This is a genomic window from Paenibacillus soyae, from assembly GCF_024623455.1.
Taxonomy (GTDB): Bacteria; Bacillota; Bacilli; order Paenibacillales; family Paenibacillaceae; genus Pristimantibacillus; species Pristimantibacillus soyae.
In genome coordinates, this window is sequence record NZ_JANIPJ010000007.1 from 254,500 (window position 1) to 268,207 (window position 13,708).

Below are 13,708 nucleotides of genomic sequence, written 5' to 3' on the forward strand. Positions count from 1 at the left end.
TTTTCCTCATGAAGGAGAGAGAGAGGAGTCGGAGCAAGTGAATAAGGTTATGTCCAACAAAAAGATTATCGCATTATACGTATTGCCGGCATTGCTGCTTATTCTAGCCGTCGTATATATTCCGATCATCCTCACCGGTTACTACGGCTTGACCAAATGGAATGGGATCGGAAGTCCCGACTATATCGGCTTCGATAATTATGCGGCGCTTCTGAAGGACACTGCGTTCTGGAACAGCGCGTGGCATTCGTTGCTGCTGGCTTTGTTCTCGGGGCTCAGCTTGATTCTGTATTTGGCTATCGCCATGGTTCTTGCCTCCAAGATCAAAGGCGCCAACCTTTTTCGCAAAATTTATTTGATTCCCATGCTGCTGTCATCCGTGGCGATCGCCCAATTGTGGCTAAGAATTTATCATCCGACGAACGGGATTCTGAACAGCTTGCTGGAATCCATTGGCTTCGACAATCCCCCCGCATGGCTGGCAGAGCCTAAGCTTGTGCTGTTTGCCCTGTTCATTCCGATTCTGTGGCAATATGCGGGCTTCTATATTCTGATTTATTATGCGGCTCTTAAGAACATTCCGGCCTCCCTGGAGGAAGCCGCGAAGATCGACGGCGCAAACGCGCTTCAGATCGCATGGAAGATCAAGCTGCCGCTCGCCATGGAGGTCATCAAGGTCACCATCGTGCTTGCCGTTGTAGGCTCGCTCAAATATTTCGACCTGATTTACGTCATGACGAACGGTGGACCGAACGGCGCGAGCGAAGTCATGGCCTCGTATATGTACAGTGAAGCGTTCAAATCCTACGATTTCGGCTACGGCAGCGCGGTTGGCTTCTTCCTGCTCGTGTTTTGCTTGGTAGCGACATGGCTCATTCGCAAATTGACCGCAACAAAAGATACGATTCAATATTCGTAAGCTAAGGAGGGAATTCAACATCATGACGTCCGGAATCGCATCGCCGATGCGCAAGGGAGCAGAGGGCTCCGGATCAGGCATGGCTGGGAAGATCGGTTACGCACTGCTGTATATCGTTCTCATTGCCGTAGCGGTTCTTCAACTGTTTCCTCTGGTCTGGCTGCTGTTCTTCTCGCTCAAAAACAATCAAGAAGTGTTCGATCTCCCGCCCCTGTCCCTGCCGATGAACCCGCGTTGGGAAAACTACGGCAAAGTATGGAGCGCAGGCAATATCGATGTTTATTTCGTTAACAGCGTATGGATTACCATTGCGGCGACGGCGCTAACGGTCATCATCGCCAGCCTCGTGACGTTCGCGATCACGCGCATGAAGTGGAAAGGAAGCTCATTCGTGCTCGGTCTGTTTATGGTCGCGATGATGATTCCCGTCCATTCCACTCTGATCCCGTTGTTCAGCATGTTCAACAAAGCGAACCTGATCGATAATCCGATTTCGCTCATCCTGACGTATGTCGCGTTCAACATGCCGATCACGATCATGATTTTGCTCGGCTTCTATTACGCGCTGCCGAAGGAAGTGGAGGAGGCGTCCGTCATTGACGGTTGCTCGGTTAACCGCATGTTCTTCCGCATCGTCTTGCCGATGACGAGCTCGGTGCTCGCGACTACGGCGATCATCAATATCATCTACAATTGGAACGAGTTCATCTTCGTCAATACGTTCATTAGCTCGGATGAATTCAAGACGCTGACCGTGGGCGTCCAGAACTTCATCGGGCAATACACGACGGATTGGGGCGCGATCGGCGCGACGCTGATGATCAGTATCCTCCCTATTCTGCTGGCGTTTCTGTTCCTCAGCGACCGGATCGTGGAGGGCATCGCCGCCGGATCGGTGAAGGGATGACTTGAAAAAAGGGCTGTTCCTCAGTCAGGGCGACTGAAGGAACAGCCCTTTGCTATTTTATTTCTGCAAGCCGTAGATGTCGTACAATTGATCCATTAGAATATTGGCCGCCTTAATGCCGCCCGCCGTATTCCAGATCGCGTCGTCCACTCTGTAGATCTGTTCGTTCTTCGCTGCCTCAAGATTCCCGAACAGCGGGTCGCTCGTCCATTCTTCCTCGGTTTTGGTAGCCGCGCCGTCGCCGGTCTCGTAAGTGAAGAAGATGATTCGATCCGCGTCGGCCTCTGGAAGGCGTTCCTTCGTAATTTCGTCGACGAACGCGTCCTTCGCGTTTTTGGTCATTTCGTTGCGGGCAATGCCGATCTTCTCGAAGATGACGCCGGAGAATGTATTGGTATGATAGACGCGCGTCTTGTCGGCCATGAACCGAATGACGGAGATGGTATCGTTCAGCTTGTCGCCGGCTTTACCCTTGAAGTCCTGAATGCGCTCGTCGAATGCGGTTAGCAGCGCTTCGCCTTCGGCTTGCTTGTTCAGCGCCGTCGCGTAGAGCTTGAAGTTATTCTGCCACTCGCCTCTCAGATCCTCCGCGAATACGGTTGGAGCGATCGCTTTCAACTGCTCGTACACTTTCTCTTGGCGCATCTTGTTGCCGATGATCAGATCCGGCTGGAGGCTGGCGATGACTTCAATGTTCGGCTGGCTCTCTTCGCCGACTACCGTTACGCCTTCCATCTCGGCCTTAATGTGCTCGTACCAAGGATCGCCCGTCCAGGACCTGACGGCTCCTACCGGCTTCACGCCGAGAGCAAGCAGGGCTTCGGTTCCCTCGTTCGTCAGAATGACGACTTTCTGAGGCGTTCCTTTAATGGTTGTCGTCCCCATCGCGTGGACAACCTCGTAGGACTCGCTTGCGCCGTTCGACGCGCTGTTATCCGCCGGTTGGTTAGCCGAGCTTCCGTTGTTCGCGTTATTCGCATTGCCGTTTGCGCCGCCGTTCGCGCCGCAGCCCGCAAGCAGCACGACCATAATCAGGACCGCTAAGCTCCATAGCGCTCCGCGCTTCTTGTTTCTTGCATTTTCTCTTACCATAATGAAAGTATCCCCCTGCGCTTATGCGTGTTTATTGAAAATCGTTATCACTTATAACACAAAACTATAGCGGGTTCATGGTACAGTGTCAACAGAAAAAATGAGAACGATTATCACATTCGTTGACAGAAGGTGGCCCGTCCACTAAAATGCATATGAACTTATATGATTCGCTTAATCTTGTAATGGAAAGAGAGTCCATATGCGCATAATTGGTTTCATAGGGGCATTATTGCTGCTTGCGGCCGCGATGGCGGGAAGCATTGCTTGGGGCGTCACGGACATCCCGATGCGGACGGTATGGGCGTCCTTCGTCCATTACGACGGGAGCAACGAACATCTGATTATCCGAACGGCGAGACTGCCGCGCGCGCTGATCGCGGCCGCGGTAGGCGCCTGTCTGGCCGTCGCGGGGGCGCTCATGCAGGTCATTACCCGCAATCCGATCGCTTCGCCCAGCACGCTCGGCATTAATTCGGGAGCGTCTTTCTTCATTATAATGGCAGCGGGCTGGCTGGGAATAAACGGATTGCAGTCCTTAACTTGGGTAGCCTTTCTTGGAGCGGCGGTGAGCGGCGGCATCGTCTTCTTGCTTGGCAGCCTCGGGAGGGACGGCATGTCGCCGGTTAAGATTACGCTCGCTGGAGCATCCGTCGCGGCGTTCTTTCACTCCATGACGCAAGGGCTGATGTTATCCGACGGCAAGATGTTCGATCAGGTGCTGATCTGGCTGGTAGGCTCGGTCGCGGGCAGGGACATGGACCAATTGGCCGCGGTCTGGCCGTATATGGCGGCCGGGATGGCGCTCGCTCTGCTGCTCTCCAAGGATTTGAACGTGCTGTCTATGGGAGACGAGATCGCTTCAAGCCTGGGTCAGCGAACGTCGGTCGCCAAGGCGCTGGCTGCGCTGGCCGTCATCCTGCTGGCCGGCGGCTCGGTTGCGGCGGCAGGACCGATCGCTTTCGTAGGCATCATTATTCCTCACATCGTCCGCTATATAGCGGGCAACGATTATCGCTGGATCCTCCCGTACAGCGCCGTTCTCGGCGCGCTGCTGCTGGTGTCGGCGGACTTGGGCTCCAGGTATATCGCAATGCCTAAGGAAGTGCCCGTCGGCGTTATGACCGCGATTATCGGCATTCCGTTCTTCGTCTATATCGCGAGGAAAGGAAGGGGGACAGCATGAGCAAGCATCGTACATTTCGTTCGGCGGGGCGCGCAAGATCGCTGCTCCCGGCATCGAGAGCCGCTCGGGTAACGGTCGTCCTGTCCGTCATCTGTCTGGCGGCCATTGTTATCTGCACGGGGACGGGCAGCCAGTTCATTTCGCCTTACCGCGTTCTTCAGGCCATCTTCGGACAGATGCCTTTCCTTCAGCATCTATTCGGTGAAGCGCCTCCGATGGATCAGGTCGTCGTGACGAAGCTGAGGCTGCCGAGAATCGTCATCGCCGTGCTGATCGGCGCTTCGCTGGCCGTTGCCGGGGCCATTCTGCAGGGCGTCATTCGCAATCCGCTGGCTTCGCCCGATGTTATCGGCATTACGGAAGGGGCCTCCTTCGGCGCGGTTATGTTCATATTCCTGTTCGCAGGCAGCGTCTCCATTCATTGGATGCCGTTCTTCGCAATAGCCGGGGCCATTCTTATAACCGCGCTGCTGTACGCGCTGGCGTGGAAGAAAGGCGTATCTCCGCTTCGTCTTGTGCTGATCGGCATCGGCGTCTCGGCGGCAGTCAAGTCCGTCTCCTACATGCTGATCATTGCGGGTCCGCTACAGCTCGCCGATCGTTCCCTAACGTTCATGGCTGGCAGCATCTACGGCATGTCATGGGACAAGGATGTTCTGACGCTGCTCCCTTGGGTGCTTGTCCTGCTGCCGGCAGCTTGGGTGCAAGCGCGTCATGTCGATATCCAAGCGCTTGGCGACCAGCTCGCCGGCAGCGTCGGAGCGCATGTACAGAAGCAGCGGCTGCTGCTGATCGGCTTAAGCGTGGCGCTGGCCGGAGCGGCGATTTCCATCGGAGGGGCCATCGCTTTCATCGGTCTCATGGCGCCGCATATGGCCAGAAGACTGGTCGGTCCATCCTTTCGCTACGTGATGCCCGTAAGCGCGCTGGTCGGCGCCATTCTGTTATTGACGGCGGACCTGGTAGCCCGCACGGCCTTCCTGCCGCGCGACGTGCCGGCCGGCGTGTTCACCGCCGCGATCGGGGCGCCGTTTTTCCTCTATTTGCTGTATCGCAATCGCAATCGCTATTAGCCGTTAAGCAAGACCGTTCGTATCCACTGGGATGCGGCGGTCTTGTTTTTTTCGTTAAATGAGGGCTCCGTATAGGAATGTTGTATCTTGCCCCGCAATGTTTATAATTAAACTATTGAAAGGTTTACGACTAAAGCATTTAAGCGGTAGTTCAAACGCACTTTAAGAGACGGGGGTTGAACAAAGACATGCTTAAGCTGTTTCGATTCTTGAGGCCCTATCGAGCGGTTATCGCGTTCGTTATGGTGCTCATCCTGCTGCAGTCGCTGTCCGAGCTGTATTTGCCGACGATCATGGCGGATATCGTGAACATCGGCGTTGTGGACGGGAATACGGCGTACATATGGAAGATGGGCGGCTTCATGCTTGCCGTCACGCTGGCCGGCACGGCCGTGTCGATCCTGGCGAGCTATCACTCTTCGAAAATTTCGTCCGCGTTCGGACGCATCGTGAGAGGCAAAGTGTTCGCCCATGTCGAAAAGTTCTCGCTTCGCGAATTCGGCGAGATCGGGACGGCTTCGCTTATTACGAGAACGACGAACGACATCAATCAGGTCCAGCAGGTGCTTATGATGATGCTCCGCATGATGGTTATGGCACCCATGATGTGTATCGGCGGCATTATTATGGCGCTGTACAAAGATGCGGAGCTGACGGTCGTCCTTCTCGTCGCTATGCCGGTGCTTGCCGGCGCGATTTGGCTTGTTGTCTCCAAAGGGCTGCCCTATTTCAAAGTCATACAGAAGAAGCTCGACCGCTTGAATCTCGTTCTTCGGGAAGGGCTGACGGGCATCCGGGTTATCCGTTCCTTCAATAGAACGGAACACGAAAAGACCAGATTCGAGGAAGCGAACCGCGATTTGATGGACACGGCCGTCAAAGTCAACCAGATCATGGCGGTTATGATGCCGCTTATGATGTTAATCATGAACTTCTCGACGATCGCGATCGTCTGGTTCGGAGGTCTGCGCATCAACGACGGGGCGATGCTTGTGGGCGATTTGATGGCGTTTATTTCGTACGCGATGCAGATCATGTTCTCCCTGCTCATGTTTTCGATGATGTTCGTTATGGTTCCGAGAGCTTCGGCTTCCGCCGTGCGTATCGGCGAGGTGCTCGCGCTGGAGCCGACGATCGAGGACCAGCCGGCCGCGCGGGGCGGCGGCTCGAAGATGGCGTCCGGCGAAGTGGAATTCCGCGACGTATCGTTCAGCTATCCGGGGGCGGAGCGTCCCGCCTTATCCGGGCTTACCTTCCGGGCGAAGCCCGGCGAAGTAACGGCGATCATCGGAGGCACGGGCTCCGGTAAGACGTCGCTGCTTCATTTGATCCCGCGGTTCTTCGACGCGGCAAGCGGCACGGTGCTGGTGGGAGGCAGGGATGTTCGCAGCTGGACCCAGGAGGAGCTGCGGAGGAACATCTCGCTCGTTCCGCAGAAGGCGGTATTGTTCTCGGGCACGGTGAACGCCAATATCCGTTACGGCAAGGATGACGCGTCCGAGGAAGAAATTCGCAGGGCGGCCGCAACGGCGCAGGCGCTGGACTTCGTCGAGGCGATGCCGGAAGGCTTCGAGTCCGAGCTGTCACAGGGCGGCGTCAATCTGTCGGGCGGGCAGAAGCAGCGGTTGTCGATCGCGAGAGCGCTCGTGCGGAGACCGCTGGTTTATTTGTTCGACGACAGCTTCTCGGCGCTTGACTACAAGACGGACGCCAAGCTTCGCGGGGCTCTGAAGGAAGAGACGAGGGACGCGGCCGTGCTGATCGTCGCCCAGAGGGTAAGCACCGTCATGGACGCCGATCGGATCATCGTGCTGGACGAAGGTCGGATTGCCGGCATTGGCCGTCATGGCGAGCTGATGGAGGGCTGCTCCGTCTACCGTGAAATCGTGGAATCGCAGCTGTCGGAGGAGGAGATTGCATGAGTCGGGAGCATAAAGAAAATCAAGCCGGACCCGGCGCCAGAGGCGGTCCTCCGGGCGGCAGGCCGATGGGCTTCGGCGGCCCGGGCATGATGGGCATGCCGGGACAGAAGGCCAAAAACTTCAAAACGTCGCTGAAGAGGCTGGCAGGTTACTTGCGGCCGTTTCGGATGCAACTGGTTGCCGTCATCGCCGCCGCGATTTTGAGCACGGTCTTCTCCATTATCAGCCCGAAAATATTAGGCGAGGCGACCGATATTTTGTTCAACGGCATGATGGATAAGGTTCAGGGCGTCGCGGGCGCCGAAGTGGATTTTAAGGGTATCGCTTATATTTTGGCACTGCTTGCGGGACTGTACGTCATCAGCGCCGTGTTCGGCTTTTTCCAGCAATATTGGATGGCGGGCGTGGCGCAGAAGGTCGTGTACCGGCTTCGGAACGAAGTGAACGAGAAGCTGGGGCGGCTGCCGCTTAAGTTTTTCGACGCGCGTTCGAACGGGGATATTCTGAGCCGCGTCGTGAACGACGTCGACAACATCAGCAACACGCTGCAGCAGAGCTTAACGCAGATGATTACTTCGGTCATTACGCTGATCGGCATTATCGTCATGATGCTGACGATCAGCCCGCTGCTGACGCTTATTCTCGTGCTGACGCTGCCGCTCAGCTTTATCGTCATCGCAATGGTGGCGAAGCGGTCGCAGGTGCATTTCGCCAGCCAACAAGCCGAGCTAGGGTTGTTGAACGGCCATGTCGAAGAAATGTACACGGGACATACGGTCGTGAAGGCGTTCGGCAGGGAGAAGGATTCCGTCGAGCAGTTCGAATCGATAAACGGCAGGCTGTACGAATCGAGCTGGAAGGCGCAGTTCATCTCCGGCATCATTATGCCGCTGATGGGCTTCATCGGGAATATCGGGTACGTGCTGATCTGCGTCGTCGGCGGTATTCTGGTAACGAGGCAATCGATCACCGTCGGGGACATCCAGGCGTTCATCCAATATGCCCGCCAATTCACGATGCCGATTACGCAGACGGCGAACATCGCGAACATTATCCAATCGACGATCGCGTCCGCGGAGCGGGTATTCGAGCTGCTGGACGAAGAGGAAGAGACGCCGGACGTCTCGCGCGCCAAGCTGCCGGCTTCGCCTCGCGGGGATGTCGAGTTCCAAGCGGTGAATTTCGGATATAACGCGGATGCTCCATTAATCGAAAATATGAATATCGCCGTCACTAGCGGCCAGACGGTTGCGATCGTTGGACCGACGGGAGCGGGCAAGACGACGCTCGTCAATCTGCTTATGCGCTTCTACGAAGTGAACGGCGGCGCCATAACGATCGACGGCCGCGATATTCGCGACATGGAGCGCGCCAAGCTGCGGAGCTTGTTCGGCATGGTGCTTCAAGACACGTGGCTGTTCAACGGCACGATCAAGGATAACATCGCGTACGGACGCGCGGGCGCTACCGAAGAGGAAATCGTGCAGGCCGCGGTGGCCGCGCATGCCGATCACTTTATCCGGACGCTGCCGGAGGGCTACGAGACGGTGCTGAACGAAGAGGCGTCGAACATCTCGCAGGGCCAGAAGCAGCTGCTGACGATCGCCCGCGCCATCCTGGCCGATCCGGCGATCCTCATCCTGGACGAAGCGACGAGCAGCGTCGACACGCGCACGGAAATCCAGATCCAGCATGCGATGAACCATCTCATGCAAGGCCGTACGAGCTTCGTCATCGCCCACAGGCTCTCGACGATTCGCGACGCCGATCTGATTCTCGTCATGGACAAAGGCTCGGTTATCGAGCAAGGCACCCACGAGGAGCTGCTCGCTCGCGGCGGCTTCTACGCCGACCTGTACAACAGCCAGTTCGCCGCGGGGGCGAAGCTGGGGGCGGGGTAGCTTTATGATAGGAAAGCCGGACTTCCTGAGGGGGAGTCCGGCTTTATTTTTGCAATCGACCACACTCCCCCGGACCGTTAAAGCGACTCTCAGTTCACTAATTGCTCCAACCGCCGCCCCAACACATTTGAGCGGCCCTTAGTCCTTTGGTAGTCGGTAAGAACGCATAATTCTGCCCGGAATGGAACATTTTTTTCTTATTGACACCTCCCAAATGCGGTGCTAAGATAAGTCTATCGAAATTCAAACTAAAGCACTTGGTATTATTGGTTATAAGTGATGGCATTGACCATTCTAATGGAGATGTATGTTTTCTCGTCGCAGGATTCCGCGGTTTGCCGCGGAGTCCGGCCGGAGAAGACGTGCATCTTTTTTTGTTGGCTTGGTCGATCCTCCGCCGATAACCATCCCATGGGCAGAAGGAGGGGGCGTAATATGAAAAAACGTCGATGGTTGACGCTGCTGTTCGCGGTTGTCGTCGCGCTGGTCAGCGCTTGCGGAAACTCCGGAACGGCCGGGAACGAAGGAACGGCTCCTTCCGCGAATAGCGGAGGAGAGAAGCAGGCCGCGGAAGGCGGCGCAAGGGAAGCGGAGAAGGATGGATCGGCGGACAAGGAGCCCGTTACGCTGACGTTCTGGAATTACGGCAACACGATCACGGATACGGAATTCAACAAGCTGATCGTGGAGCCTACGAAAGCCAAGTATCCTCATATCACGCTGGAGCGGATTAAGACCGACTCGGAAACAACGCCCGAGGATCTAATATCGACCGGCCAAATCCCGGACATTATTTACACGAGCAGCGGCCCGTCCTACTACCGGTTTTTGGATATCGGAATCGTGCAGGATCTGGATGAGCTGATCGAAAAGCATCAGATTGATACAAATCGTATTAAGCCGGCCATTCTGGAATCGATCAAAAGCTTCACGCCGGATGGGAATTTAATCGCCATACCGCTCTCGTTCAATCTTCTTATCACTTATTACAACAAAGAAATTTTCGATAAATTCGGCGTTCCCTATCCGTCCGACGAGCCGCAGACGTGGGAGGAGTGGCTGGAGCTCGGACGGAAGCTGACGGTGCAGGATAACGGGGTGCAATATTTGGGTATCGACCTTGGCGGTCCCGGCAACCTGGTCCGGAGCCTGGACGTCGGCAACGTCGATCTGTCAACCGGCAGATCGGCCTTAAGCGATCCCGCTTGGACGCAGGTGTACGACCTGCTTCGGAAGCAATATGAAATACCCGGCTTCATCGGGCCGGAGAACGAGATCGTATACGACAGAGTGACGTTCATGGAGGAGAGAAGACTTGCGATCCGGCCGTCTTTCCTCGCGAACATGGTCGGCCCGCTCGAGGAGCTGCGACAGAAAGGCATTGAGCTCGACTGGGACATCGCGCCTGCCCCGCATTTTGGGAACGGAGAAGTCGGCGGAAGCATTCACTCTTTGATTCTCTCCAATCAGAGCAAGCATAAGGACGACGCGTTTCTCGTGTTGGCCGAAATCTTGTCCGACGAGACGCAAAGATTGGTTGCCCGCAACGGACGCGTTCCTTCCATCGTGAATCCGGAGCTGGAGAAGGAGTTCGGCGCGGATATCGAGGTGCTTAAGGGCAAGAAGATCGAGAACGTGTTCAAGCTGACGGCGAAGCCGAACAATCCGCCGCATCCGCTAGATAACGATCTTGGCGACGTGCTGACGAAGGCGGCGGAGGATATCGCGCTCGGCGGCAAAGACGTCAATTCCGCGCTCCGCGCCGCGGAAGAAGAGAGCAATCGGCTAATCGAGGCATGGGAGAAAACGAAGTAACAAAAACGCGATCACGCGAATGATGAAGACGGAGGCGTTGGCATGAGCGGGGAAACGGCATTGCAACTGACAGCGGACGTGCTGGTGATAGGAGGCGGGCCGGCGGGCGCTTGGGCGGCATGGAGCGCGGCGTCCAAGGGCGCGAAGGTCGTGCTGGTGGATAAAGGGTATCTCGGTTCGAGCGGGGCGACCGCGCCAGGGGGCACGAATTTATTATATTTGCCTCCCGACAAGGAAATGAGGGAGAAAGCGGTCGAGCAGCGGATGAAGTCGGGCGGTTATTTGTCCGAAGCGCGCTGGATTCACCGCGTGCTGGATCAGGTCTACATTAATTTGGAGCGGGTGGAGCAGTGGGGGTATCCCTTCGTCAGAGACGAAGACGGCGTTCCGCAGCGGAACCATCTCCAAGGTCCCGAATATATGGCGCTTATGCGCAAGGTGGTGAAGAAAGCGGGCGTAAAAGTGCTCGACCACGCGCCGGCGCTGGAGCTGCTTGTCGACGACAACGGCGTTGGCGGCGCAAGGGGCGTTCTTCGTCAGGCTGACCAAGAATGGGAGGTCCGTGCGAACGCGGTTGTCATCGCGACGGGAGGGTGCGCCTTCCTGAGCAAGGGACTCGGCTGCAACGTGCTGACCGGCGACGGTTATCTGATGGGAGCGGAGGTCGGCGCGGAGCTGTCCGGCATGGAATTCTCCCGCCGTTACGCGCCGGCGCCGGCATTCAGCTCCAATACGCGTTCCCGGCTGCTCGGCTGGGCGACGTATTACGACCAGGACGGCAACGAGCTTGGCGGCAGCCGCAACGGGGATTTCCTCGCGGAGAGGCTGCTGCAAGGACCCGTATACGCCATCATGAACAAGGCGGATACGCCCGAGAAGCAAGCCATCCTGCGCTCCTCCCACGCGATCTTCTTCCTGCCGTACGACCGCGCCGGCATCGACGTCTTCACGCAGCCATTCCCGTTGACTCTTCGTTATGAAGGCACGGTGCGCGGAACGGGCGGGCTTCGCATCGTCGGGGACCAATGCGAGACGACGGTTGCGGGGCTGTATGCGGCGGGCGACGCCGCGACGAGAGAACGGGTGACGGGCGCCGCTTCCGGCGGAGGAGCGTTCAACGCGTCGTGGGCGATCTGTTCCGGCACTTGGGCGGGCGAAGGCGCCGCGGAGCATGCGCTGAAGCAGTCCAGGGACGCGGACCGGAGGCAGCTCCGCTCGGCAGGGCGCTTCGGATTGGCGGACGGGCAAACGCTGCCGCCTTCGTCCAGAGTAGAAACGAGCGAGCTGGTGCAAGCGATCCAGGATCAGGTTCTGCCGCTTCCGATCAACTATTTCCGCTCCGAAGCCGGTCTCGCCGCCGCGCTCAACAAGCTGAACAGCTACTGGCCTAGCGTGAACGAGCAGGCGCCGGCCACCGTCCATGACCGCGTGCGCGCAAGAGAAGCGGCCGCAATGGCCGCGACGTCAAGATGGATGTATACGGCGGCGCTGGCCCGCAAGGAGACGCGAGGGGGAGGACTTCATCTGCTCGCGGAATATCCGGAGCTGGATCCGAACCAGCATTACCGGCTTCTCGTGTCGGGTCTCGACAGCATTCAGACAAGACCGGACCGCGCCTTCCTCGGAGCGGCGCCGGCAGGATCCCTTACGGGAACAGAACAGGGGGCTTGAGCCGCATGATTGAATTAGTAAGCGCCGAACGCTGCATCGGCTGCAACCTTTGCGTCAAAGTATGTCCGACCAACGTCTTCGATAAGACGGAGCACGAGCCCGTTATCGCCAGGCAATCGGATTGCCAAACCTGCTTCATCTGCGAAGCGTACTGCCCGGCGGACGCGTTATACGTCTCGCCGTACGCGGATGAACAGATCGCGGTGGACGAAGCCGAGCTGGCCGGCAACGGCGTGCTTGGCAGCTGGAGGGCGACAATCGGCTGGGGACCCGGCCGCACGAAGCTTGCCGCTCTAGACAAAACGCCGTTCATCGACCGCATTCTTCCCGCCCGCACGATCCGCGCGGCCGGCGTTTCGGACGTCAGGACGCCGACCACGGGCTAGCACACGAGCCGATCCGGTTCGCGCGCCGCGCCGCCAGCCGGTAAACCGGAGGCGCTTATCCGAGAGCTGACAGAAAGTTCGTCCGGATAGGCGCCTTCTTGTTTTCATACCATCCCTATTCGAAAGGATTGAACCCAATGAGCATCGTATCCAACGAGCAGCAAAGCCAATCGATCGAAACAACTTATAGTCCCGAGGTGGAGGCATCAAGGAAGCCTGACCACCCGGTCCATCCTCTTATTCTGAATCGATGGTCCCCCCGTTCCTACGAGGAAAAATCGGTAACCGACGACGTTCTGTTCACCGTGCTGGAAGCGGCGCGCTGGTCGCCGTCCTCCGGCAACCAACAGCCTTGGCGGTTCTACGTAGCGAGAACGGAGGAAGAGCATGAGCAATTCCGCAAATTCATTAAGCCGCGAAACCGTCTATGGGCGGATAAGGCTCCGGTGCTTCTGCTCCTTGCTTCGGTGAAGGTGAGGGAGATCGGCGAGCCTAACGGCGCGCATGCCTTCGACGCGGGAGCGGCTTGGGCAACGCTGGCCTTCCAGGCAAGGCTGCTTGGCTTGTCGACGAGAGCGATCGGCGGGTTCGAGCATGACGTTGCCAGGGAAACGCTCGGCACGCCGGATCATATCGCGCTCCATGCCGTCATCGCGCTCGGCTATCGCGGCGAAGCGGATGCGCTGGACGAATCGTTTCGCGAGGCCGAGAAGCCGAACGGAAGACGTCCGCTTGCCGATAGCCTTCTTCCGATTCCAACTGGCGGAGAGGAAGCTTAACCCGAACGCGAAGCGAGGGTTTACCAATCGATAACCAAGAACGAGAGGATGATGGGC

At 57.4% G+C, this 13,708-nt stretch carries 11 protein-coding genes; 10 read left to right on the plus strand and 1 reads right to left on the minus strand.

From position 1 onward, the window contains the following. Positions 1-37: 37 nt before the first annotated feature. Positions 38-919 carry a carbohydrate ABC transporter permease gene (locus NQZ67_RS12330; protein ID WP_257445832.1) on the plus strand — a complete coding sequence of 294 codons (882 nt, stop codon included), beginning with the start codon at positions 38-40 and terminating at the stop codon, positions 917-919. A 46-nt stretch (positions 920-965) separates the two neighbouring features. Next, the gene (locus NQZ67_RS12335) at positions 966-1,826 is read left to right on the plus strand and encodes a carbohydrate ABC transporter permease (RefSeq protein ID WP_257445940.1); all 861 of its coding nucleotides are present in this window, start codon (positions 966-968) and stop codon (positions 1,824-1,826) included. Positions 1,827-1,883: 57 nt separating this feature from the next. Here the strand turns inward: NQZ67_RS12335 and NQZ67_RS12340 are convergent, their stop codons facing one another. Continuing rightward, entirely contained in the window at positions 1,884-2,918 is a 1,035-nt protein-coding gene (locus tag NQZ67_RS12340; protein WP_257445834.1) for an ABC transporter substrate-binding protein, read from the minus strand. A gap of 202 nt (positions 2,919-3,120) precedes the next feature. Between NQZ67_RS12340 and NQZ67_RS12345 the strand changes: the two genes are divergently transcribed. The 8 genes from NQZ67_RS12345 (at position 3,121) to NQZ67_RS12380 (ending at position 13,651) form a co-directional block, all read left to right on the plus strand. Beyond that, complete coding sequence (locus NQZ67_RS12345) at positions 3,121-4,104, plus strand: FecCD family ABC transporter permease (protein ID WP_257445836.1); 984 nt, start codon at positions 3,121-3,123, stop codon at positions 4,102-4,104. After that, positions 4,101-5,177, plus strand: a complete 1,077-nt coding sequence (locus tag NQZ67_RS12350; protein ID WP_257445838.1) for a FecCD family ABC transporter permease — start codon at positions 4,101-4,103, stop codon at positions 5,175-5,177. The genes NQZ67_RS12345 and NQZ67_RS12350 overlap by 4 nt, the downstream gene beginning before the upstream one ends. Before the next feature lie 188 nt (positions 5,178-5,365). Then, a complete protein-coding gene (locus tag NQZ67_RS12355) occupies positions 5,366-7,099 on the plus strand; it encodes an ABC transporter ATP-binding protein (protein ID WP_257445841.1) in 1,734 nt (577 codons plus the stop codon). After that, entirely contained in the window at positions 7,096-9,000 is a 1,905-nt protein-coding gene (locus NQZ67_RS12360; RefSeq protein WP_257445845.1) for an ABC transporter ATP-binding protein, read from the plus strand. Before NQZ67_RS12355 ends, NQZ67_RS12360 begins: the two co-directional genes overlap by 4 nt. A gap of 435 nt (positions 9,001-9,435) precedes the next feature. After that, complete coding sequence (locus NQZ67_RS12365) at positions 9,436-10,815, plus strand: ABC transporter substrate-binding protein (protein ID WP_257445847.1); 1,380 nt, start codon at positions 9,436-9,438, stop codon at positions 10,813-10,815. Positions 10,816-10,857: 42 nt separating this feature from the next. Then, positions 10,858-12,486, plus strand: coding sequence for an FAD-dependent oxidoreductase (locus tag NQZ67_RS12370; RefSeq protein ID WP_257445849.1), 1,629 nt, complete (start codon positions 10,858-10,860; stop codon positions 12,484-12,486). A 5-nt stretch (positions 12,487-12,491) separates the two neighbouring features. Further along, positions 12,492-12,872 carry a 4Fe-4S dicluster domain-containing protein gene (locus NQZ67_RS12375; RefSeq protein WP_257445854.1) on the plus strand — a complete coding sequence of 127 codons (381 nt, stop codon included), beginning with the start codon at positions 12,492-12,494 and terminating at the stop codon, positions 12,870-12,872. A gap of 137 nt (positions 12,873-13,009) precedes the next feature. Continuing rightward, positions 13,010-13,651 carry a nitroreductase family protein gene (locus NQZ67_RS12380; protein ID WP_257445857.1) on the plus strand — a complete coding sequence of 214 codons (642 nt, stop codon included), beginning with the start codon at positions 13,010-13,012 and terminating at the stop codon, positions 13,649-13,651. Positions 13,652-13,708 lie beyond the last annotated feature (57 nt).

Coding starts and splice junctions, on each gene's coding strand:
- NQZ67_RS12345 (WP_257445836.1), top strand. CDS start 3,121: ATGCGCATAATTGGTTTCATAGGGGCATTATTGCTGCTTGCGGCCGCG.
- NQZ67_RS12375 (WP_257445854.1), top strand. CDS start 12,492: ATGATTGAATTAGTAAGCGCCGAACGCTGCATCGGCTGCAACCTTTGC.
- NQZ67_RS12370 (WP_257445849.1), top strand. CDS start 10,858: ATGAGCGGGGAAACGGCATTGCAACTGACAGCGGACGTGCTGGTGATA.
- NQZ67_RS12355 (WP_257445841.1), top strand. CDS start 5,366: ATGCTTAAGCTGTTTCGATTCTTGAGGCCCTATCGAGCGGTTATCGCG.
- NQZ67_RS12340 (WP_257445834.1), bottom strand. CDS start 2,918: ATGGTAAGAGAAAATGCAAGAAACAAGAAGCGCGGAGCGCTATGGAGC.
- NQZ67_RS12335 (WP_257445940.1), top strand. CDS start 966: ATGCGCAAGGGAGCAGAGGGCTCCGGATCAGGCATGGCTGGGAAGATC.
- NQZ67_RS12350 (WP_257445838.1), top strand. CDS start 4,101: ATGAGCAAGCATCGTACATTTCGTTCGGCGGGGCGCGCAAGATCGCTG.
- NQZ67_RS12360 (WP_257445845.1), top strand. CDS start 7,096: ATGAGTCGGGAGCATAAAGAAAATCAAGCCGGACCCGGCGCCAGAGGC.
- NQZ67_RS12365 (WP_257445847.1), top strand. CDS start 9,436: ATGAAAAAACGTCGATGGTTGACGCTGCTGTTCGCGGTTGTCGTCGCG.
- NQZ67_RS12380 (WP_257445857.1), top strand. CDS start 13,010: ATGAGCATCGTATCCAACGAGCAGCAAAGCCAATCGATCGAAACAACT.